This window comes from Comamonas testosteroni, assembly GCF_014076415.1.
GTDB lineage: Bacteria > Pseudomonadota > Gammaproteobacteria > Burkholderiales > Burkholderiaceae_C > Comamonas > Comamonas testosteroni_F.
This window is the reverse complement of record NZ_CP043568.1, coordinates 3,362,429-3,383,828: the sequence shown is the minus strand read 5'-3', so window position 1 is coordinate 3,383,828 and position 21,400 is coordinate 3,362,429. Positions and strand designations below refer to the sequence as shown.

Below are 21,400 nucleotides of genomic sequence, written 5' to 3'. Positions count from 1 at the left end.
CATGCATGTGTGGCTTCTTACGCCACAGGATTGCACCGCTCTTTTTGCTCGCAATGTTCAGGCTGCTGAAGTCATTTGAGTCCGTTCATACGCTAGCCAAATCTGTTCTGCCGTATCAGTCCACTCGGTAATGCCCGAATTGGCGGCTAAACGCTCCCATACATGGCATGCATCACGATCATTACCTGGAGGCACTGAGAGTTGGTAGGTACAACCTGAGTGAGTCACCGCTGTCAAAGACGTCGGGTTGAAATGGGAAACGGCAGAGGTCACCCGGCCTTCATTGTTTTGGAGGCAATAGCCGACTAGATCGTGCTGTTGACGTCAGCCATTTGAACTTCGATCATTTGCCAGCGGATCAATGTGAATTCTGGTTGGCTATCAACAGGAGCTACGTTCCAAACGCTCATGATGCAGATGTTAGAAAGAAAAGGGCGATAGATGGTCAATGAACTGGGAGCCAACCTGGAACCCACAACCTTGCCTGTGTTCGTGTCTCCGCTATCGATTGCCGAAAAGTCAAGCAGATGAAACCAGGGAAGAGGGTTCAGCCCCATGGCCGCTATTAAGTTTGAATGGAAATCATATACCGTGAGATTAAATGCGGTGAAGCTTTCGGCCTAAGCCCAGTGAGTCGACCCTAATTACGCAGAGGTGGACCCGGAGGATTGCGTACTTTCTTGATGGGTAAAACGGGGCTGCATCTTCTCGAGATCGTCCCCTGAGTCCCCGGACACAGTCCATCGTTTCTCTTTCACATAGGCAGGTGTTCACAGGGGGGCGAAGAACTTCCCGTCGAGCGCTGGATGCGGGGCTGGCTCTCTTGATCCCCATCTCACAATGAGCTTCTTGGGCTGCTTACGGTATTTCGTAAGCTGCGAACTGGTGGCGACGACTCATTGCTGCCGTGCAATCATTACCAGCAGATGTCTCCTGTGCAGCGATTGCTGTCTTGCACTTAACCAAACTCGATGCCCGAAAGCCGACCTACAAAGTTTTGATCATGGAACTGATCGCAGACAGGCCCGCCAAGAAAATCCTGCGCTTGTAAACTGCTTTGAAAGAAGGATGCAGGGAGTGCTAAAAATATGGCGAAGCAGGGATCTGTAGGCCCCTCCAGGAGCGGCGACCAGTTCCATTACCAATGGGCTGCTCGACAATGTCTGGGGCTGCTTGCCGGGGCAGATGGCCTAGTGGCAGTGGCGATTGAAGGAGCGTCGTTGGACGAGGGGGATGCATCTACGAGCGTCGGTGAAGAGGTAATTGATGTCGCCCTTTACTACGGAAGCGAGGACATCATGGCGGCAAGGTCCATCCGCTATATGCAGCTCAAACACTCCACCAAGAAAGCTCATACCCCTTGGACAGTAAGCGGCCTCAAAGGGACTATTGAGGGCTTCGCAGGGCGTTTCAAGGAGTTGGAGGCAACGCTTGGCTTGGATGTCCTGACGAAGAAAGTCCAATTCACTTTTTTAACGAATAGACCCATAGATGGGGCTGTTCTTGAAGCGATTGCCGATATCGGTGCGAAATCGACAGTACCGAGGCACCGTGAAATTGACGAATTGCTGAAACGCTACGCGGCGTCAACCGGCTGCAATGTATCGAGCTTCTTTACCACCTTCTTGGCTGAGGCTGGTGAGCCAGATCTATGGGAGCAGCGTAACCTTCTCAACCAGGATCTGAAAGCATATCTGTCCGAGCCGGATACTGAGGCTACGCTCCAACTGAAGGAACTGGTCACCCGCCGAGCAAGCGAGGAGGGAGAGAAAGACCGCTCAATCCGGCTCTATAACGTACTCCGCGCACTGCGGGTGACCGAAATCGATCTCCTACCGGCGCCCTCATTGATCTCGGAACCGAAACAGGTGCTGCCCCGAGCACAACAGGCAGACATCCTTTCCACGCTTCTCACCACACAACGTCCGGTGGTCATCCACGCTGATGGTGGTGTAGGAAAGTCAACTCTTTCTGCTCACCTAGCTCGTGCCATTCCTGCTGGGTCGGTGGCGGTACTGTATGACTGCTTCGGTGACGGGACTTATCGCCAAGCGTTGAAGTATCGCCATCGATACCGTGATGCCCTCGTTCAGATTGCGAACGAGCTCGCGGGACAACAACTTTGCCTGCCATTGATTCCTTCCGGTGGAACGGATCCCAAACAGTTCATGCGGGCCTTCGTCTCTCGGCTCAAACAAGCTATTGATCTCCTTAGAGCCCGTACGCCTCAGGCGAGCCTTTGCATCATTATCGACGCGGCCGACAACGCATATATGGCTGCGCAAGAGATCGGTGAGCGTGCCTTTGTCCATGACTTGATCAACACGGATATGCCCGACGGGGTGCGGCTGGCATTCACATGCCGATCACACCGCCAGGGTCACCTGAGAGCTCCGCTGGACGCCACGGTGATCAAGCTGGAGCCGTTCTCCAAGGCTGAGACTGCCACGCACCTACGACTGAGCTATCCCGAGGCAACGGACGCAGAGGTCGCAGAATTCGCTTTTCTAAGTAGCGATAACCCGCGCGTTCAAGCACTGGCGATGGAGGGAGCCCCACCAATTGGCGACATGCTGAGGGCCCTGGGGCCAACACCCACAACGGTCCAGCGTGCGATAGGAGGCCTGCTGACCAAGGCCATCGACAAGCTGAAGGCCGAGTGGGGCCCGACAGAGGCGAATCAGATTGACCTCATCTGTAATGGCCTCGCGGTGCTCCGGCCGATGGTGCCGATATTCATCTTGGCCCAGATCGCCGAAGTTCCTGAGAGCGCCGTCCGAACGTTTGCCACAGAGTTCGGGCGGCCGCTGTTTGTCAAGGACTCAGGTCTACATTTCATGGACGAACCAGCAGAGACTTGGTTCAACGAGACATTCAAGCCCGATGCGGCCTCGCTCGATGCGTTTCTTGCGAAGTTGAAGCCGCTCGCAACGACCAGCTCTTACGTAGCTGCTGCGCTGCCGCAGTTGCTGCTGTCAGCCGGCCGGATGGACGAATTGATCGCGCTGGCACTATCGAATGAAAGCTTACCGGAACTCAATCCTCTGGAGCGACGAGATGTCGAGCTACAACGACTGATGTTCGCGCTTAGGGCATGTTTACAGCAGGGGCGTCACGTTGCAGCAGCCAAGCTTGCGCTCAAGGTCGGTGGCGAGGTGGCTGGTGAAGCACGCCAGAACACGCTAATCCAGCAGAACACTGACATTTCTGGCGTTCTGCTTGCGGCCGATCGCATCGAAGAAATGGTCTCTCGGCGCACATTTGGAGGCGGATTCCATGGCTCGCATCACTCGTACGAGGCAGTGCTGCTCGCCGGAAATGATGACCTCATCCCTGAAGCGAGAAGCAGATTGCGCATGGCCCGAGAGTCGTTGATCGCTTGGAGTAAGCAGTCATCCAAGCATAGTCGGGACGAGAAGATTGAAGACGCTGATATCGCTGAGTTCGCTCTCGGTACACTGAGATTGCGAGGTCCTGTCGAGGCCGCGACATTCCTGAAAGCATGGCGCCCCAAGCCCACTGTACTGAGAACCACAATGCTCGTGGCCTCCCGACTTGTGGACGTTGGCGACTTCAAGCGGCTCGATGAACTCGCAGAGCATGCCAAGGGGGATGTATGGATGATGCTGGGCCTGGCTACAGAGGCAGCCCGTGTCGCACATCTTTTACCGATGGAGCCGGTGCGCCATCTGATGGGCATCTTGGTCGACCCTAAGGTCAAGTTGACCGAGGTAAATGTCTCATGGAACTCTGAAAGCGGCGTATTGAATGGAGTCCGGTCTGCAATCACGCTAGCACTCAAATGCCTGCCGCGCGACTATGCGACTTGGGCAGAGACGTTGCGCCGGTATTTGCCGTTAGATCCGCCTCACCAGTTCCATGACTTCGACGCCGAGCGCGCGACGTTTGTCCAAGCCTATGCTTTGGAAGCCGCGCTGCGTGGCAAGCGGATTAAGTTGATTGATCTTGCACCAAAGGAGGTTCGTGCTGAACTCGAGGCAAAGAGGTCTTCATTCAAAAGCCAACAAGCCTCCCGGCTAGAGCATGTGACAGGAGGCGTCCTGCCCTGGTTCATCTTGGCCGCTGAGATCGCCTGTGGCCGTGTTCCAGCCAATCTTGAGCGCGAAATTGAGCTTGCACTAGAACACACGAAATCTGCTTCTTCGCGCGACTATCAGCGGAACTTTAATTTGGAGAAGGCAGCTGCCATCGAGTGGGTGCAAATCCTGCGCGATGCAGGTCCTATTCAGCCAGCTCAGGTCGACGCGCTGTTGAAGTGGGTCGACAAGAACGACCGGATCTACTCTAGCACTCTCACGAGGATGTGCCGCGTGAGCGCGCGGACAGAAGGTCTGGAGGACCTCTCTCTACAACTCAGCTCCAAAGTGTTCGATCAGATCGCGGTGTCTCGCAGCGATGCGGAGACACGTGTAGACGAGCTTCAGGTGCTGGCACGTGCCATTTTTTGCGTAAGCAAGTCGGAAGCGGCAGCCTATTTTGACAAGGCAATCGACATCGCCAGCAAGATCGGAGAGGAACACCTCTCTCGATGGACAACGTTCCTGGAGCTGGCGGACGCCGTACATCGTCCTGGAGAGACAAGACCTCGGACCGCCTATCGGCTGGCAAGGATTGCCGAGCTTAGCTATGAACACATGGCCAGGGACAAGTACATGGACTGGGACCGGTTGGTCGAGGGCCTGGTCGGCCTCTGCCCCTCATCCAGCCTTGCAATTCTGAGCCGCTGGCGGGATCGCGAGTTTGGCTTTGCAAGCGAGTTATTCCCGGTCGCAATCTACAGTCTGATTGACCGTGGGCTCCTTCCCAAAATGGCTGCAGTCGTCCTAAGTGGCACCGGGACGGGATGGAGGCGCGTAAACGACGTCACAGCGGCTATCGAAGCAGAGGTTGACCACAATCGAAAAAGATCGATTCTGCGGATCGCCTACCGATTCCTCCGCATCCAAGCTCATGAAGCATCCACTTGGCACAAACTCAAGATCCTGGCCGACTCACTGGCTATCTCACTTCCAGATTTGGATAGGCTGCTTCAGGCATCTAAAGCCAAAGGAATCAGTGATTCTGTGATTGTCTCCCCCGCTCCTTTCTCGGCACCACACAAAGAGATCCAGGAGCCCGACTGGGATGCCGTTTTCCACGGGGTCGATCTCCGCGATGCCACTGCGGTGCTAACGGCGAGGCGATCGCTCAAGAAGATTGACCATCGCTCTTACGTTCGCGAGTTCTATGTGCAAGGCTGTCGGCGCGCGACACTGTCGGAGGTCGACGGATACCTCCGTGCGATCCATTCAGACAACAGGTTCAACGTGTTCAGCTTCAGAGATGTCATCAGTCACCTCCCCAAAGCGAGTAAGAAGCTCTTATCCGTCCGCAGCGAACTCAGGAAAACAGCGCTTTCGTTGGCTACGCGCGAACCTAATCGTGTGGGGCGCCGCGGCTGGGGTCATGAAGGCCCCTTTGATGAACTCTATACAGAGGGTATCGTCTTGGAGAGGGATGTCGCGCTAGCTCAGATTAAGGGTTATTTGTCACATCTTGACATACTTGGTGCGAACGACTTGTTTGGGCTGGTGAATCCGCTCTCGCGATGCTTGACTAGTAATGAGGCCGATGAAGTGTTGAATTTCGGCTTCGACTTGCTCGAAGAAGCTCTAGGGAGTGAAGACGGCGATGGCCCTTGGAACGATTCGCTTGCTCCGTCACTGTCTTGCGTTGAGGCATTGGCCGGCTACTTGTGGGCGGGTTTGGCACGTCCGTCCGCTGCAGATCGCTGGGAGCATGCCCACTGCGTCCGGAACGGCCTTGAGCTTGACTGGCAATCCCTGCTGTCCGCACTGGCTATGCGCTCATCCAGCGTTGACCCGCACCCGTTCGTTGACTGTGGCCTGGTTTTCTATGAGTGGCATGCGCGCCAGTGGCTTTGTATTGCATTAGCACGCGGTGCGATGGATACGCCCCTTGCCATCGCACCTTTTCTCGTGTTTCTTGAGGCCTCCGCGAGGGAAAAGCATGTCGTCATCCGGCACTTTGCCTCTGATGCATTGATTCGCTTTAACGAAGTCAGTGCACTGCCTACGGCGTTACTCGAAATCGCAAATGGCGCAAACCGCCCTGCGCTAGCCCCGGAGGTCTATGGCTCTGGTGAATACATGAGCATTGATGACGGTGTTGAGGATGAAGAGGCGGCAGACGATGACGAGAGGTACTTCTTCGGCATCGACATCGGCCCGTATTGGTTCGCTCCGTTGGGCCGTGTCTTTGGACTGAAGGAGCAGTCGATTGAATGGCGAGCACGCGCAGTCTTAGGTGGCCGCATGTCGTTAGGGCTATATCACCGTGCCGATGATCAGCGCTATAAGCGCGAACTTTTTCGAGGACGAAAGACAACATACAGACACAGCAACATGCCGGAGGTGGAGGACATTGCCGTCTATCAGTCTTATCACGCCATGATGTTCGTCGCTGGATTGCTCTTGGAGACCAAACCGGTGCGCCGTCGCGCTGATGAGAAGGAGAATCTGTTCGACAGCTGGTTGAAAGGGCGGTTGCTCACTCGCGGTGATGGCTGGTGGCTTGCGGATCGCCGCGACCCCGAGATACTGAAGGCAGGCCCAGTGAGAGGCGCTCGATCTGATGCCACATGGTGTTGGCAAGTCGATAGACAGTACCTTGATGACCAACTGACAACGGACGATGGCATGACGGCTCTCTGGGGCCATTGGACGACTACCGATGCGGTTGACGGTGAAACGGTGTCAGTGGGTTCCGTGCTTGTTCCTTCTCGTCACGCGGCCGCCTTGCTGACCGCTATGCAGACTAGCCCTTGCCCAGGAGATGTCTACCTTCCAGATGCGGATCACATCGACTATCGGGAGGAGATCGAAGATCCAGAGCTGAGGGTGCTTGGTTGGGTAAAGTCGGGTAGCGACTCGTTGAGCCTTGATGAATATGACCCATGGGCTGGCAAGATCAGCAGCCCGGGGCTGCGCCCTTGCCAGGAAATCCTCGATGTCTTGAATCCGATGACTGATCCCGACACACGATCATGGACGCTGCCAACTGGCGGGAGGCTGAGAAGTGAATCGTGGTCGCGCAGCGCTGGCTACGGTGAGGAGCGCGACCTCCTAACAGGCACTCGGCTCAGCGCCGACGAAAAGTTCATTCGCGCACTATTGGATGGGCACCCAGACACATCTCTGATCGTCTGCGTCAAAGTCCGTCGCAAGCCACCGAAGGACAGGACCGACAACGATGAACTCTCCTATTACAACTATCCCTACAGCCGTTATTACCTGATCGAACAAGATGGAACCATTAGATCGCTCTAAGGCAGTCATCGAGCTCGGCAAGCGGATCGTTGCCGGCTTGAAGCTCGGCGATGATGTCACTGCCCAATGGATGGCACATTTGGTCGCCGAGAAAATCTCCCTTGCTGAGGAAGCGTCCGACCCACTCCGAGATATAGCAGTATCAGAGTGCGTGAATTTCATCCTGAAACTCTGGGCACACCGCTACACATTGCCCCCCTATATGCGACCGCTGAGAGAACTAGACCCCCTGCTGCGCACCCTCAACTCCTTGGGTGTGAATGATGCAATTGAGCTCCGGTTCTTCTCTCGTCCACCTAGCAGCGAAGAGCTTGAAGGTGCAACCGAAGACGAGAAGGAGCTCTTCGAGTTCGCAATCGGCATCGATCACGTAGCTAGGGAGCTCATTCGTTACGCGCTCAGCGTTGCCTCCGAGCGGTCGGTCGATCTGGTAAAGCCGTGGCTGGAAGAGGCTTTTAGAGGCAACCTGGAAGCCGCAGTTGAATTGCAGATTGCGAGGTTTACCGAAGAGTGCCTGTTGAAGAACCTGGACGCAGTCAAGCAACAGGCTGTCCTTGATCGAATCGATCGACTGGAGAGTTTTGCGAACGCTGCCCTATCTCTGGCCGACGAGATGAGAAAAGCGCTTCCGAAAGACATCGAGGAATCGGGAGTCACCTTATGAGCTCGTCAGGGGCCAAAGTGCCGGTTGGTAGTTCTCGCTCGGGTAGTAGCCGCCGTAGCTCTCAACTCAGGGATCAGGCACACATGAACGAAGCAGATACAGCGCTGGTGCCAACCAAGTCGACAGAGCCATCCTCTGGTCAGTCGGCTCCGACGACGAAGTCCATCTCTTGGTCGTCGCTGGCCAAGGTGGGGGCCGCTGCTGTCGGTGCAACTGCAACGGCTTTCAACTTCATTGGCCAAGAAGCCTATGCACGCTATCTTGGTCACTGGGGATTCGACGACGGCATGCTGCCGCTGGACACCAGCAACCGTGTGCATTACGGCTATATGGCCGTCTTCGAGAACATCCACACGCTGCTGAATGGACAAGTGGGTGCGTTGCTCCTGTTGGGGATCTTCATCATGGGTGGTATCCAGATCTGGGCCACCTCGCTGATTGAAAAGAATCCGCCTGGAGACACCAGGGTGGGCAAATGGCTAAAGCGTAACGCCGATCGCTTGCCTCGGTCGCTCAAGAGCCTTTTCGAGTCCTTTGGCATATCAGGGCTTATCGCGGTCCTTCTGTACTACCTATTCTTCGCTGCCTTCATCGCGCTCGCTATGGCTCCCATCATCGGTGAGCATGCAGCCGGGAAATGGGCAGAGAATAAGGAGGGGGATATCCAAAAGGGTTGCCAGCGCGAAGGCAAGCACAGCATCTGTACGGAGCTCACGCGCGACGGAAAGGTGGTAGGGACCGGATTCATTATCGCAAGCTCGACGACGCACATTGCCTACTTTGACATCACGGTCGGGCATGGGCGGTTAATCAAGTTTGAGGATGGAGAGCTGACCGGGTGGATGCCGTGAAGATCGCGCTCCCCTTGGAATCCTCACGACGAGTTTGACGAAGGCGTGAGTGCACGGTGCTGAGGCTGAATCGCTTCACTTCAAGCCGCATCCCCAAATCAACAACTAACCTTTCAATGCGTTCTTGGTTGGGTACCCCAACTAGTGAATCGTGGCTCTGACACGCAAGCCAAGCTTGATGTAAAGCCCAATTGCACGAATCCTGTCTGCGTATGAGTACATGAACTATCTCATGGTAGTCCAAGTTTTTGTCCACATCCCCCTGACGTGAGATCAAAGATGCAATAGACAGGTCAGACCAGCAGCAGACAAGCTTGCTTGTGGCATTGTGGGCCGCAAGACATCACGAGATTTGAAGGGGGATGGTTTGTTTCTTGGGGTGCACACTAGGTGCACAACCCCGTCTGTAGATGTGCAGTCTGTTCCTCGTTTTACGCGCCTTGATCATCACGGCATACAGGTCTATCAAAAGAAAACCCATCAGCGCTTGCTTTTATGAGAAGTCTCTGTAATGCAACAACGCCGATGTTATTGCCTTTCTGCCCTTAGCAGGCTTTTTCCCGAGGGACTTCATCAGCCAGGTCCGGAAGACTTGAATCTTCTGCAACTCTTGTTCTTCTGTGCGAACAGAGAAAAAGTGCGTCTCGCGCGAGACCCGAGGAAACTCTTTCGTGCCAAGCTCCACGAGGTCTCCGCGTGCCAGTTCCTTCTCGGCAAAACGGGTTGATTCCAAGGTGATGCCAAGTCCATCAACAGCGGCGGAGATGGCCAAGGCAGCACGGTCGAATGACTGATTCACCTTCGGGGCTGTAGTCAGTCCGTTCATGGCGAACCAATCACGCCAGGTGACCCGGCTCAGCTGCGAATCTATGAGGTTGCATTCGCTGATGAGTTCGCGAGCAGTGCGCTTCCTCGAGATGAGGGTAGGAGAGCACAGAGGAACGATGGCCTCTTTCCCAAGCGCAGTCACATCGATACCTGGCCTTTGAACTGCGGAGCCGTACGAAATCGCAACGTCTATTTCTCGAGCTCGTATGAGGTCAAGCGGCTCTGCCGCACTGGTGAGCCGAATAGCGATTCCCGGATGGTTCAGGGCGAAGTCAGCAAGCCTCGGACTAAGCCACTTCGCAGCAAAGCTCGGTGCGCAGTAAAGCGACAGGACCTGGCCTGACGGAGCCAGGCGGACTTCCGAACAGCTTGCTTCCAGTGCGTCCATGACGCGCGTCAGACCATCGGCTAAACGAGCCCCCTCGGCTGTGAGGTCCACACGGCGGTGAAGGCGATGGAACAGCGGTTTGCCAAACACCTCCTCAAGTTCTTTGACCTGATGGCTGATGGCGGAGGGCGTCAAGTTCAGCTCGGCCGCTGCTGATGCGAAGCTGCCTTTTCTGGCAGCAGCCTCGAACGCACGAAGAAGCACGAAGTTGGGGATTTTGCGCATGTACTCGGCCTTCAACAGAGCGCGATCTTGCCACCATTAAGGAATCTCTGCATAAATCCGGCGTTGTTGCATTACAGAGACTTCCCATCAACGCGAGCGCTGATCAGTAACTTTTGACTAGGTGTTTAGTCCCAGCATTAGATGGATCGGGTCCATCCTGAAACGCTCGGGCTCGGATGTCCGCTGTTTGCAGATGAATTCGTAGGGCGTCAGTCTCTTAAGGGTCTTGAGCCTGAGGCCGAAGTTGTAGGCGACGATAAAGTTGGCGAGGTGCTGCCGCAACTGCGCATGATCGTCATAGTGGAAGCGCTTGACGGTGGCTTCCTTGATGGTCCTGTGCATCCGCTCAACATGCCCATTGGTCCACGGATGCTTGACTTTGGTCAGGCGGTTTTCGATACCATGCTCCTCGCAGGCCCGACCAAAGATGTGCTGGAAAGCGTACCGGTTTGATCTGCGGTTGGCAAACTGGATGCCGTTATTGATAAGCACCGTATGCAGGGCATATGGCACCACCGCGATCATATTGCGGAGGAACTGCGCAGCAGTCATCTTGTCGGCCGAGGGATGGAGTTCGGTGAGTGCGAACTTGGACGTCCTGTCGATGGTCATGAAGAGATAGAGCTTACCTTCGGCTGTCAGCACTTCGGCGATGTCGATATGGACGTAGCCGATGAGGTAGCTCTTGAACCGCTTCTTGGCTGGTTTGTCGCCCTGCACCTAGGGCAGCCGCGAGATACCGTGCCGCTGCAAGCAGCGGTGCAACGACGAGCGTGTCAGATGTGAGATAGTCGGCTGCAGCGCGTAGAGGCAGTCGTCCAGCGGCAGCAGGGTATACCTGCGAAAGGCGACGATCGCGGCTTCATCCTCAGCGGACAAAGCGCTGGAGTACGACTGCCTAGGCGCTGTTAGCAGATCCGTGATTGAGGTCCGTTTCTTCCACTTCGCCACCGTCTTCTGACCGATGTCATAGCGCGCAGAAAGCGCTCTCAGGCTCTCTTGACTATGTTGCACCGCTCGACGGATCGCCTCTTTCGTGGTGGCGCTCCCGTGCAGAACTTAGGCCATAGCGCTTCCTTCCATTCATGGGAAAAGATTGCACCATCAAAACCTGGGATCAAACAGTTGGAGACCGAGGACGCAGTGGCTCCAACAATCGACTCTTCTTGGAAGCAGTGCTTTGGATTACACGAACAGGTAGCCCTTGGCGAGATTTGCCGCCTGAGTTTGGCAAGTGGAACACCGTCTTCCAGCGGTTTCGCGACTGGGTCAAAGCTGATGGTTTTCAAAAGCTGTTTGATGCAGTCAGCGATCAACCGGACATGGAATACGTGATGGTGGATGCAACGATTGTGCGAGTGCACCGGCATGGTCAGGGTGCAAAAGGGGGTCTGCGGGCCAGGCCACAGGTCGCAGTCGAGGTGGTTTGTCCACCAAGATCTTGGCGCTGACAGATGCCCTCGGGAACTTGATGCGATTTGTTTTGTTGCCAGTCCAACGGCATGATCTTCAAGGTGTAGAGCAGCTTCTTGAAGGCGTAGATCTGTGGGCATTGTTGAGCGCCCCGTTGACTTCTGCATCTGCCCTGTAAGTCTTCCCGTAACACCTCCATGATTGAAGATGTTGCGACGACCGGTTGAATCCGTCCAATACAGCAGCGTTGACTCCAAACGCTTGTACCGAGCCCATGGCCGAGTACCCAGCATGAGTCGCAGAGGAAGCTGCTGGGACAATGTCGTCATGGAATCGCTCTTCAGCAGTCTGAAGAAGGAGCGCATTCGCAAGCGGATCTACAAGACCCGGGACATGGCCCGGGCCGATGTGTTTGACTACATCGAGGTGTTCTACAACCGCTCACGCCGCCACAGTCATCTGGGTGGCATTAGTCCCGAAGCGTTTGAGCGTATCCGGTCTTGAGGCTGGGAATTTGTCTACTGGAGTAGGGGCCGTCCACTCCCATTGGAGCACAGCTTCAACTGTGCCAAGGCGCCGCTCCACGGCTTCCGCCAGCATGTCGTGCACAGGCTCTCCCGCAAGTCCCTTGCCCTCCCAAGCGCGCCAGGCCAGGATCTCCCGGTCGCAGCAGTCCTTGGCGAAGGTGGCTGTGACCGTCTCGCCCGAAGCGCACTTGATCTCAAAGCCGTCAGAGCACCAGCGCATGTTGCTCATCGGCACACTGACCTGGCCATCGTGAATGAGGCTCGAATACCGCCGACTGGGCGTCTTTGGCAGCAGCAATTGATGCCGCGCCATGACCCGTTAGAGGCGCTTGTGGACCACCGATTGTGGCCCAAGGTCGTGTGTGAATGTGGTTTGGGTAATTGTTAGTTGTAAAACTATTCTAGGGAAACCACGGGGATGGAATCCATTGTTGATATGAATGTGCATCAATATAATTGTTAGGTATCTAATAAAAAATACGGATCAACTGTGTATGTCGATGTCTGCTTTGATTATTCCGAAGTCAACTGAGCAGCCGCCGCTCTGGTCAGAGGCGCTGTTGCTGGGGCAAGTGCCAATCGATGATGAGCACGAGCGGCTCGCTTGGCTAATCGAGCGCATGCAGCGCGCCAGTGCTTCCGATATGGCGCAAGCGCTCGAAGCGGTAATCGCGCATGCTGCATCGCACTTCGCAGCTGAGAACGAGCTGATGGTTGGTACGCAATTTCCTCCGCGCGACTGTCACATTCGTGAGCACGATGCCGTGCTTTCGACGCTTCGGGGTGTGCTCCGGCGTCTGGATTGCAGCGACGAAATCAGCGTCGCATACAGGTTGGCGGATGAGTTGGCTGCCTGGTTCCCTGCCCATGTCCAGCACCTCGATTCGGCCCTTTCCCATTGGCTTTGCAAGCTGCAGCACGGCGCTAAACCGATAGTGCTGCGCAAGGTGCGCAAATCTGCGGCTGCCTTGGCGACCTAATTCAACCCCTTTTTTAATCACCCCTGTAGAGAATTCATCATGATGACCCACGAAGAAAACGAGCTGCTTTGTCGCGTTGAAGGCGACGCCCCGATGGGGCGTCTCATGCGTCGCCATTGGACGCCCATCTGCCTAGTGGAGGAGGTGGGTGAGCCCGACGGTACGCCAGTGAAAGCGCGTGCGTTCGGCGAGGATCTGGTGGTCTTTCGCGACAGTGAGGGCCGCGTCGGTGTCATGGACGAGTATTGCCCTCACCGCCGAGCCTCGCTGGTGTACGGTCGCAACGAGGAGGGAGGTCTGCGCTGCCTCTACCACGGCTGGAAGATGGATGTCGATGGCAACGTGCTGGAGATGGCGTCCGAGCCAGCAGCCAGCGGCATGGTTGACAAGGTTAAGCACACCGCGTATCCGACCCAAGAGTGGGCCGGTATGGTGTGGGCTTACATGGGGCCGAAGGAAACCATGCCTGAATTCCTGCCGCCGGCATGGGCGCCAACGGCCGACACGCGGGTGAGCATCGCGAAGGTGCTACTGCCGTGCAACTGGGCGCAGATTCTCGAAGGCGCTATCGACTCAGCCCATAGCTCCAGTCTCCATTCCTCAGATATGGTGCCGGCTCGGGTCGATGGCGCGAAGGCCACCGACAAGACTTGGCTGCGTCCCTCGACCGACAAGGCTCCGCGCATGCAGGTGCAGCGTACCGGTTACGGTTTTCGCTATGCCGCGTTGCGCCGGCCGCTCTCGAATGCTGCGGAGAACGATTACGTGCGCTCCACGGTTTTCGTGGCCCCGGCTACTGCGCTGATCCCGCCAAACAACCTCTATAACGTGGCCAACATTAACGTGCCGATGGATGACACAAACACGGCGTTCTATTTCATCGCGTGGGGCCATCCGTCGCAAACGCCGGAGACTGAAACCTGGCGCAAGTTTTTGCGTCAGACGGTGGGGGTCGACCTGGATCAAAACTACCGTCCCTTGCGCAATGAAGCAAACAAATTCTGGCAGGACCGTAACGCTATGAAGGCCGGTAACTTCACTGGCATCACTGGTTTCCCTAACCAAGATGTCGCGATGTGGCTGACTATGGGGCCCATCGCCGACCGTACCCATGACCGCCTGGGCGCAAGCGATCTGGCTATCGTGGAATTTCGCAAGCAGATGCTCGACGCGGTGAAGGCCTTCGAGCAAGGGGCACCTGCCATCGGGACGGGGGTCGAGGCGGCGACGCCAACGGTCTGTTCCTTCCAAGCCATCGTCCCAAAGACGACCGACTGGCGCACATATGACGCTCACTATGTCTGGCTGGATGGCCAGGATCGCCCCGAGTTCGAACCCTCCTATTCCGTGAAGTCCTGATCCCATGAGTAAACTCCAACTTTCCGTCGCTATGGGCGACTACGACCGTACTCGAGCATTGTTCGATGGCCGTGTGCAAATAGATGGCGTCGACCCAGTGTATATGCTCCTCAATCCCGAGGAGATGTTCTTCCGAGCGATGCGTAGCATTGACTTCGACGTCACCGAGCTTTCTTTCTCCAGCTACTTGGTGAAACACTCGCGCGGTGAGTGTCCCTATATCGCGCTGCCGGTCTTTCTGTCGCGGGCTTTTCGGCACACATCAATCTACGTCCGCAAGGACCGTATTAGGGAGCCTTCTGACCTGAAGGGCAAGCGCATTGGTGTACCTGAGTATCAACTTACCGCTAATGTATGGGCACGAGCGGTCTTGCAAGACGATTTCGGAGTCAGTCCCTCCGATGTGACCTGGGTACGCGGAGGCATTGAGACGCCCGGTCGCCCTGAGAAAGTCAAACTGCAGCTTCCAGCTGATATCCGTATTGAACAGGCTCCCGAGGGGGCAACGATTTCGCAAATGCTCGATTCAGGAGAGATCGACGCTTTTATGGCCCCCCGTCCACCCAGTCGGGCAGCGCTGGCCAACCCAAATATTGGCTGGCTCTTCGACGATCCGACTGCGGTAGCCAAGGACTATTACCGTCGTACTGGCGTCTTTCCGATCATGCATGTGGCGGCAATTAAAAAAGATCTGGCGGCCAAGCACCCTTGGCTGGCAGCTGCGATTGTGAAGGCTTTCACCCAGTCCAAGGCTGTGGCTTTGGAGCTTCTTTCCGATACCTCAGCCACCAAGGTCACGCTTCCATTCGTTGAAGAGCAACTGCACGCTGCACGCGTGGCTATGGGTGAGGATTTCTGGTCCTATGGTGTGGCGCCGGCAAGTAGGACCCTGGAGACCTTCGTTCGTAGTCATTACGAGCAAGGTCTGTCATCCAGACTGGTTTCAGTTAGTGAGCTGTTCCATCCCGCAACCTATGAGAGCTACAGCATCTAAATCCAAAAAAACATAAGTGGAGACAAACCTCATGAGACGCAAAACCCTAATCAAGTTGCTTGGGATCGCCTTTCTGGCTCCCTTTGCATTTAGCTCCAGCGCGTACGCTCAAAACTACCCGACCCGCGCCATCAAGTTGGTCGTTCCCTACTCTGCAGGTGGCCTTCCTGACACAGTGGCTCGTATCCTCTCTCGTCCGTTGGGCGATGTATTGGGGCAGTCGGTCTACGTCGATAATCGGCCCGGCGCCGGTGGCGCGGTGGCAGCATCAGCGATACTGCAGGTGCCTGCAGATGGCTACACGCTGCTTGTGACCGATGGACCGATGTTGTCGATCACCCCGCTGCTTACAAAGAAGATTAGCTACGACGCTGGTCGAGACTTCGTCCCGGTTTCGCTCGTCGGCAAGGCTCCGCTGTTCCTTGCTGTCAATGCGAAGGTTAAGGCGAAGACGCTGGAGGAGCTCATCGCGCTGGCGAAGGCCAAGCCGGGAGAGCTTAACTATGGCTCAGCTGGCACAGGCAGCATCCACCACCTCACGGCAGAGGCCATGAATGCTAGCTTGGGCCTCACGATGACACACGTCCCGTTTAAGGGGAGCGCCAACTCGGTGCCTGCGATGATCGGGGGGCAGGTCGACATGGTTTTCGCTTCGCCACCATCTCTCATGGGGTTTGTCAAATCGGGACAAGCTCGGCTTTTGGCCACTAATTCCTCAGCCCGCTCCCTTCTAGTGCCACAAATGCCTTCGCTGGCCGAAAAAATTCCTGGCTTTGACTTTGCCTTTACGGTTGCAGTGTTGGGAAAGAAGGGCACACCAGAAGCAGTGGTTAGTCGCATTAATGCTGAGATTGACAAGATCGTGAAGATGCCCGATGTCATTGAACAGTTACGCACTGCCGGTGTTGACCCAGTAGGTGGCTCAGTGGACCAATTGGTGCAGGCACTACGCGCCGAGAAGACGCAGGTCACAGACGCGGCTAAGCGGGCCCAACTCAAGGCTGAATAATAGAGATTTCACAATGTCTTCTACGCATACTCACTCCGATACGCAGATGCCGTTGAGGGTGTCTCGCATCATCGACTTGGCGCTCGACATCCGCAGCTTTGAGTTGGTGCATGACGATGGCAGCGATCTACCCCCCTTCACTCCCGGCTCGCATGTAAAGGTTCAAACCCCTAACGGCATGCTGCGAAAATATTCGCTCTGCAATGACCCGACAGAGCGAAAGCGCTATGTTATTGCCGTCAAGCGCGACCCCGAAGGGCAGGGCGGTTCACTTTCAATGCATGAGCAACTGCAGGAAGGCGACACGCTGCCTACATCGCTTCCTTCCAACGCATTTCCGCTGGTGGATAACGCCAAGCGCTACCTTTTTATCGCAGGGGGTATTGGCATCACGCCGATCCTTTCCATGATCCGTTCGTTCGGTGAGTTGCCGCCTGCGCCGTGGAAGCTAATCTATCTGACGCGTTTTCCCGAAAACACAGCCTTCCGTGAAGAGCTTGGAGCCCCCGAACTCAAGGGGCGAGTGCGGATCCACCACAGTCACGGGGACGCTGAGCGCGTCTTCGACCTGTGGCCCGAGCTTGAAAAGCCTAATTCCGCCCACGTATACTGCTGCGGCCCCCGCCCGCTGATGGAAGCTGTGCGCGACATGACTGGGCACTGGTCGCCGGCCAACGTACATTTCGAGAGCTTTAACGAAGGCGGAGGCGTGCGGCCAGACGACAAGCCTTTCATGGTAAAACTGGCCAACTCCGGCGCGGCGTTTGAGGTACCAGTCGGCAAGTCGATTCTGTCTGTGCTTCGTGAGCATGGCTGTAATGCAGCGGCGTCTTGCGAGAGCGGTACTTGCGGCACCTGCCGCACGAATCTACTTAGTGGCGAGGCAGATCATCGAGACATGGTATTGCTGCCCGAGGAGATGGACAAGCAAATCATGATCTGCGTCTCTCGGGCTAAGTCAGACGAATTGGTGATCGACCTGTGAACGCCGGCCACCAACTTCGACTGGGTGTCGCCGGACTCGGGCGCGCCTTCACGCTTATGCTGCCGACACTCCAGCAGGACCCGCGGATAAAGCTGGTGGCTGCTTGTGATCCGCGCGGATCGGCGCGGGCTCAATTTGCGAGCGACTTCCGTGCTCCGGTGTACCCGGACATTGAAGGCCTGGCATCTAATCCGGATGTAGAGGCTATCTATATCGCCAGCCCACACCAATTTCATGCGCAGCAGGCACGCATTGCAGCACGTCACGGCAAGCATGTTCTTGTGGAAAAACCGATGGCGCTGTCCCTTGGCGACTGCGACGAGATGATCCAGCACTGCCGTGATGCAGGGGTACACCTGATCGTGGGTCATTGTCACAGCTTTGACACACCCTACCTGAGCGCTCGAGAGATCGTGCAGAGCGGGGAACTGGGGCCCGTGCGTATGGTCCACGCGTTGAATTACACCGACTTTCTCTACCGACCGCGTCGTCCCGAGGAGCTGCGCACTGAAGAGGGCGGTGGCGTGGTGTTCAGTCAGGCTGCTCACCAAGTCGACATTGTGCGCTTGCTGGTTGGCACTCGGGTCAGGAGGGTGCGAGCCATCACGGGTGACTGGGATCCTATGCGTCCTACCCAGGGTGCCTATTCGGCGCTGCTGTGGTTCGAGGGTGGCGCGTTCGCCAGCATCTCCTATAACGGCTACGGGCACTTCGACTCCGACGAGTGGTGCGACTGGATTGGCGAGATGGGCGGTGACAAGTCTCCTGAGGCATATGGCGCCGCCCGCCGCAAGCTGGCTACCGTGGGCTCAGCACAGGAGGAGGCGAACCTCAAGGCTGCTGCTACCTATGGAGGTCCTGGATATGTGGCTGCCGCAACGGATGCGCAGCCTATCTGGCACCAACATTTTGGCCCGATAGTGGTGTCGTGCGAGCGCGGAGACATACGCCCGTTACCGGACAGTGTCTGCGTGTACGCAGACCTCGCCAAGGAGCGGCGGTCGTTGCAGCGGCCGGTGGTGCCCCGTTTCGAGGTTATCGATGAGCTGTACCACGCTGTGGTGAACGAGATCAAGCCGCTGCATGACGGCGTATGGGCGCGCGCCACGCTTGAGGTATGTCTAGCGTTGCTCGACTCGGCCGGTTCGGGTAAAGACGTGGAACTGCCGCGCTGAAGTGCTTGCACAGTAGAAGTCACGGGCGGATCGGTTGGATGTTCCGCCCTATGAGCTGTCTCTTCTGCGATGGCTGCGGACGAGCAAGACGTCGGTGCTCTGAGCGCCTCCTTTGGCCCGGTCCCCATACGATGTGTCCTGCCTTACTGAGGTTGCGCCTGAGACGTGGAGTTCTTGGTCTTGTTGAAAAATATCGGCAAGGAATCAAGAAATGACAGACATGCAAGTGCGCAGTACACGCAAGAGTTAAAGCTGGAGGCTGTTCGGCAGCTGCGAGCGGGCCAATCGATTGCGGTGATAGCGAAGGTGCTGGATATCCCGAGGGCGAGTTTGGACAACTGGGCGCGGCAGTCGGCCAAAGGGGAATTGGACGGTGCTGGCAGCGGGAGTACGGCCAAGATCACGTAGGAGAAAATGGAAGTAGCTCGTCTGCGAGCCGAGAATGCCTGACTTCGGATGGAGCTCGAGATATCAAAAAAGGCTAGGGCGTACTTAGCCTAGGACATGCTGCGAGGTACGCCTGGATTCACCAAATGAGAGCACGCTACCCGGTGAGCTTGGCATACGAGGTGGTGGATGTGAGTGCCAGCGGATATTTCAGCTGGCTGCGCCGCCGGGATTCAGTTCGACCAGGGCTTGGCGCACGCTACAGCGACAAAGCCCTGCTGGCCCACATCCGATCGACCCATGCCGAGGTCAAAGGCGAATATGGCTGGCTCCGCATGCACAAGGCAGTGGCAGCCAGGGGCATTCGTGTTGGCAAAGACCGGGTTCGCAAGCTCATGCAGCAGCACGGCATTCGGGCCAAGACCAAGCGCCAGTTCGTGGTCACCACCGACAGTCGCCACAGTTGCACCGGAATTGGTGCAGTGGCGCTTTACCCCTGAGGCACCGAATCGGCTTTGGTGATGCCCTTTGAGGGGGAAGTCCAAAGCGGACAGCTTGCACGGCTGCCGCTCGGGTGCGCTTTCAATTCTGCCAGTGGAGCCGTATCGCAGCGCGATCTGTTTCTGCAGTGGTGGAGTGCGGAGCAGCGGAATGTGGAGTGCTATATTTGCTAGGCTCGCTTGGCTTGGTTCCGTACATCTTCATACTTCTCTCACTTGTTTGTGATTGTCGACTCGTTGAGGCGTAGTCGCTCGTTGCCTGTGTTGCGGGGAATAGACTAGGCAAAGCGTCTGTTGGCATGCATTGAGGGGTTGACATTGGCTAAGAAAGCAAAGGCAGAATCAGCAGAGATGGCGAGCCGAATCCTGCAGCACTGGCAGGAGGGCGTTCCTGACGATCGCCTGGCTCATCTGGTTAAAGACGCGACGCGCGCATTTCTACGGTCACTGCAGAACCGTCTGGCACGCTACGATGTCCAGCTCGGCCATTGGACATTTCTGCGGATTCTCTGGGAAAGGGATGGGCTCACCCAGGCGGAGTTGAGCGCTGAAGCAGGGGTAATGGCGCCCACGACGGCCATTGCATTGAAAGCGATGGAGGAGCTGGGATATGTCGTGCGAAGGCACCGGCCCGACAATCGTAAGAGTATGTACGTGTTCCTCACGCCTGCAGGCAAGCGCCTCAAGGCGAAGCTGGTGCCTATGGCCGAGGAGGTTAACGCACTGGCCGTCAAGTCTCTGTCGGATGCGCATATCGTCATCGTGCGGCGTTCGCTACTGAAGATTATCGAGAACTTGGCAACTGACGAGTGCCTTCAAGATGACGCGAAGCGAGCGGCTGCTCAGGGTTCCCAGAAGCCTTAACCAGTGCTATCCCAACCCTCATGTCTAACTGTCTTCAGTTGGCTTGTGTAGAGCAGGGCGCTGTTGAGAATCTTGACACATAGGCTATCTTCGAAAACAGCTACCGTTGCTATGGATATCGCAAAGTGCAGGGGCAGATTCAATCGGTCGTCGCAACACCGGGTCGCTGCGCGGATTTTAGACACTCATTCAAAGTCTCAGCGGGTGTCTTCCCGCCCAGCGTTTTGCGCGGCCTGTTGTTCAAAGCCCGAGCCCCGGCTTGAATCTCTTGCTCGCTCCAGCGAGACAGGTCAGTGCCTTTGGGGAAGTATTGGCGCAGCGCCCGTTTGTGTTCTCGTTGGTGCCAAGTTGCCAAGTTGCCAAGTTGCCAAGTTGCCAAGTTGCCAAGTTGCCAAGTTGCCAAGTTGCCAAGTTGCCAAGGGCTGTGAGGGTCGGCAAAGAAGACCTTCACCCCGGACTCGATCGTGAATCGGGCATGGTCGGACACTTCCTTGCCACGATCCCATGTCAATGATTGCCACAACTGGGCTGGCAACGTGGTCACCACTCTCTTGAGCGCATTAGCCATGGTGACGGCTCCGTAGCCTGCGAGCACAGGACCGTTCTTCGTCCGTGGAATCAGTCCATAGCCCACCTCGCGAGGCAAATACACGAGCATGGTGAAGCGGCTTGACCGCTCCACCAATGTTCCGATGGCGAACCTGTCCAACCCGATGATTAAATCTCCTTCCCAGTGCCCCGGCACGGCACGATCTTCTGCCTCTGCAGGTCGATTGGAGATCATCACCTCCATGATTGAAGGCGTTGCGACGACCGGTTGAATCCGCCCAATACAGTAGCGATGACTTCAAACGCTTGTACCGAGCCCATGGCCGAGTACCCAGCATGAGTCGCAGAGGAAG

The 21,400-nt window shown here is 56.4% G+C and carries 11 protein-coding genes and 6 pseudogenes; 13 read left to right on the top strand and 4 right to left on the bottom strand.

The features are described 5' to 3' along the window. The first annotated feature begins 1,088 nt into the window (after positions 1–1,088). The 3 genes from avs3a (at position 1,089) to F0P97_RS15505 (ending at position 8,864) form a co-directional block, all read left to right on the top strand. Positions 1,089–7,349: an AVAST type 3 anti-phage nuclease/ATPase Avs3a gene (avs3a, locus tag F0P97_RS15515; RefSeq protein WP_182283021.1), complete on the top strand. Its 6,261-nt coding sequence runs from the start codon at positions 1,089–1,091 to the stop codon at positions 7,347–7,349. Beyond that, complete coding sequence (avs3b, locus tag F0P97_RS15510; protein ID WP_050873614.1) at positions 7,327–8,013, top strand: AVAST type 3 anti-phage proein Avs3b; 687 nt, start codon at positions 7,327–7,329, stop codon at positions 8,011–8,013. Before avs3a ends, avs3b begins: the two co-directional genes overlap by 23 nt. 83 nt (positions 8,014–8,096) lie before the next feature. Beyond that, positions 8,097–8,864, top strand: a complete 768-nt coding sequence (locus F0P97_RS15505) for a hypothetical protein (protein WP_003054390.1) — start codon at positions 8,097–8,099, stop codon at positions 8,862–8,864. Positions 8,865–9,357: 493 nt separating this feature from the next. Here F0P97_RS15505 and F0P97_RS15500 read toward each other — a convergent pair whose 3' ends face one another. Continuing rightward, positions 9,358–10,305 (bottom strand): LysR substrate-binding domain-containing protein, encoded by a 948-nt coding sequence (locus F0P97_RS15500; protein WP_003054394.1) that lies wholly within the window; start codon positions 10,303–10,305, stop codon positions 9,358–9,360. A gap of 117 nt (positions 10,306–10,422) precedes the next feature. Beyond that, positions 10,423–11,361, bottom strand: a pseudogene (locus tag F0P97_RS15495) (IS481 family transposase). 39 nt (positions 11,362–11,400) lie between these two features. On the opposite strand from F0P97_RS15495, the pseudogene F0P97_RS27685 reads away from it, so the two are divergent. Both F0P97_RS27685 and F0P97_RS15485 read left to right on the top strand, forming a co-directional pair. After that, positions 11,401–11,893, top strand: a pseudogene (locus tag F0P97_RS27685) (IS5 family transposase); the annotation flags it as partial. 59 nt (positions 11,894–11,952) lie between these two features. Continuing rightward, positions 11,953–12,222, top strand: a pseudogene (locus F0P97_RS15485) (IS3 family transposase); the annotation flags it as partial. A gap of 42 nt (positions 12,223–12,264) precedes the next feature. Here F0P97_RS15485 and F0P97_RS15480 read toward each other — a convergent pair. Further along, positions 12,265–12,564, bottom strand: a pseudogene (locus tag F0P97_RS15480) (IS3 family transposase); the annotation flags it as partial. A 175-nt stretch (positions 12,565–12,739) separates the two neighbouring features. Between F0P97_RS15480 and F0P97_RS15475 the strand changes: the two are divergent. From F0P97_RS15475 to F0P97_RS15440, 8 genes and pseudogenes are all read left to right on the top strand, one after another. Then, entirely contained in the window at positions 12,740–13,225 is a 486-nt protein-coding gene (locus F0P97_RS15475; RefSeq protein ID WP_034400981.1) for a hemerythrin domain-containing protein, read from the top strand. 39 nt (positions 13,226–13,264) lie between these two features. Continuing rightward, positions 13,265–14,584 carry a Rieske 2Fe-2S domain-containing protein gene (locus F0P97_RS15470; RefSeq protein ID WP_003054408.1) on the top strand — a complete coding sequence of 440 codons (1,320 nt, stop codon included), beginning with the start codon at positions 13,265–13,267 and terminating at the stop codon, positions 14,582–14,584. 4 nt (positions 14,585–14,588) lie between these two features. Continuing rightward, positions 14,589–15,578: an ABC transporter substrate-binding protein gene (locus tag F0P97_RS15465; protein WP_034400529.1), complete on the top strand. Its 990-nt coding sequence runs from the start codon at positions 14,589–14,591 to the stop codon at positions 15,576–15,578. 31 nt (positions 15,579–15,609) lie between these two features. After that, a complete protein-coding gene (locus tag F0P97_RS15460; protein WP_003054412.1) occupies positions 15,610–16,587 on the top strand; it encodes a Bug family tripartite tricarboxylate transporter substrate binding protein in 978 nt (325 codons plus the stop codon). A 13-nt stretch (positions 16,588–16,600) separates the two neighbouring features. Continuing rightward, complete coding sequence (locus tag F0P97_RS15455; RefSeq protein ID WP_003054414.1) at positions 16,601–17,572, top strand: PDR/VanB family oxidoreductase; 972 nt, start codon at positions 16,601–16,603, stop codon at positions 17,570–17,572. Continuing rightward, on the top strand, positions 17,569–18,747 hold the full coding sequence (locus tag F0P97_RS15450) for a Gfo/Idh/MocA family oxidoreductase (RefSeq protein ID WP_034400531.1): 1,179 nt from the start codon (positions 17,569–17,571) through the stop codon (positions 18,745–18,747). The genes F0P97_RS15455 and F0P97_RS15450 overlap by 4 nt, the downstream gene beginning before the upstream one ends. A gap of 192 nt (positions 18,748–18,939) precedes the next feature. After that, positions 18,940–19,653 (top strand): annotated as a pseudogene (locus F0P97_RS15445) (IS3 family transposase); the annotation flags it as partial. A gap of 332 nt (positions 19,654–19,985) precedes the next feature. Further along, positions 19,986–20,498 carry a MarR family winged helix-turn-helix transcriptional regulator gene (locus F0P97_RS15440; protein ID WP_003054420.1) on the top strand — a complete coding sequence of 171 codons (513 nt, stop codon included), beginning with the start codon at positions 19,986–19,988 and terminating at the stop codon, positions 20,496–20,498. Between the two features lie 139 nt (positions 20,499–20,637). On the opposite strand, the pseudogene F0P97_RS15435 reads toward F0P97_RS15440, so the two are convergent. Next, positions 20,638–21,288, bottom strand: a pseudogene (locus tag F0P97_RS15435) (transposase); the annotation flags it as partial. Positions 21,289–21,400: the final 112 nt, after the last annotated feature.

What these genes read in the sequence shown, in the direction of transcription:
- F0P97_RS15500 (WP_003054394.1), bottom strand. Translation starts at nt 10,305, where the DNA reads ATGCGCAAAATCCCCAACTTCGTGCTTCTTCGTGCGTTCGAGGCTGCT.
- avs3a (WP_182283021.1), top strand. Translation starts at nt 1,089, where the DNA reads ATGGCGAAGCAGGGATCTGTAGGCCCCTCCAGGAGCGGCGACCAGTTC.
- F0P97_RS15475 (WP_034400981.1), top strand. Translation starts at nt 12,740, where the DNA reads ATGTCGATGTCTGCTTTGATTATTCCGAAGTCAACTGAGCAGCCGCCG.
- F0P97_RS15460 (WP_003054412.1), top strand. Translation starts at nt 15,610, where the DNA reads ATGAGACGCAAAACCCTAATCAAGTTGCTTGGGATCGCCTTTCTGGCT.
- F0P97_RS15465 (WP_034400529.1), top strand. Translation starts at nt 14,589, where the DNA reads ATGAGTAAACTCCAACTTTCCGTCGCTATGGGCGACTACGACCGTACT.
- F0P97_RS15505 (WP_003054390.1), top strand. Translation starts at nt 8,097, where the DNA reads ATGAACGAAGCAGATACAGCGCTGGTGCCAACCAAGTCGACAGAGCCA.
- F0P97_RS15455 (WP_003054414.1), top strand. Translation starts at nt 16,601, where the DNA reads ATGTCTTCTACGCATACTCACTCCGATACGCAGATGCCGTTGAGGGTG.
- avs3b (WP_050873614.1), top strand. Translation starts at nt 7,327, where the DNA reads ATGGAACCATTAGATCGCTCTAAGGCAGTCATCGAGCTCGGCAAGCGG.
- F0P97_RS15470 (WP_003054408.1), top strand. Translation starts at nt 13,265, where the DNA reads ATGATGACCCACGAAGAAAACGAGCTGCTTTGTCGCGTTGAAGGCGAC.
- F0P97_RS15440 (WP_003054420.1), top strand. Translation starts at nt 19,986, where the DNA reads ATGGCGAGCCGAATCCTGCAGCACTGGCAGGAGGGCGTTCCTGACGAT.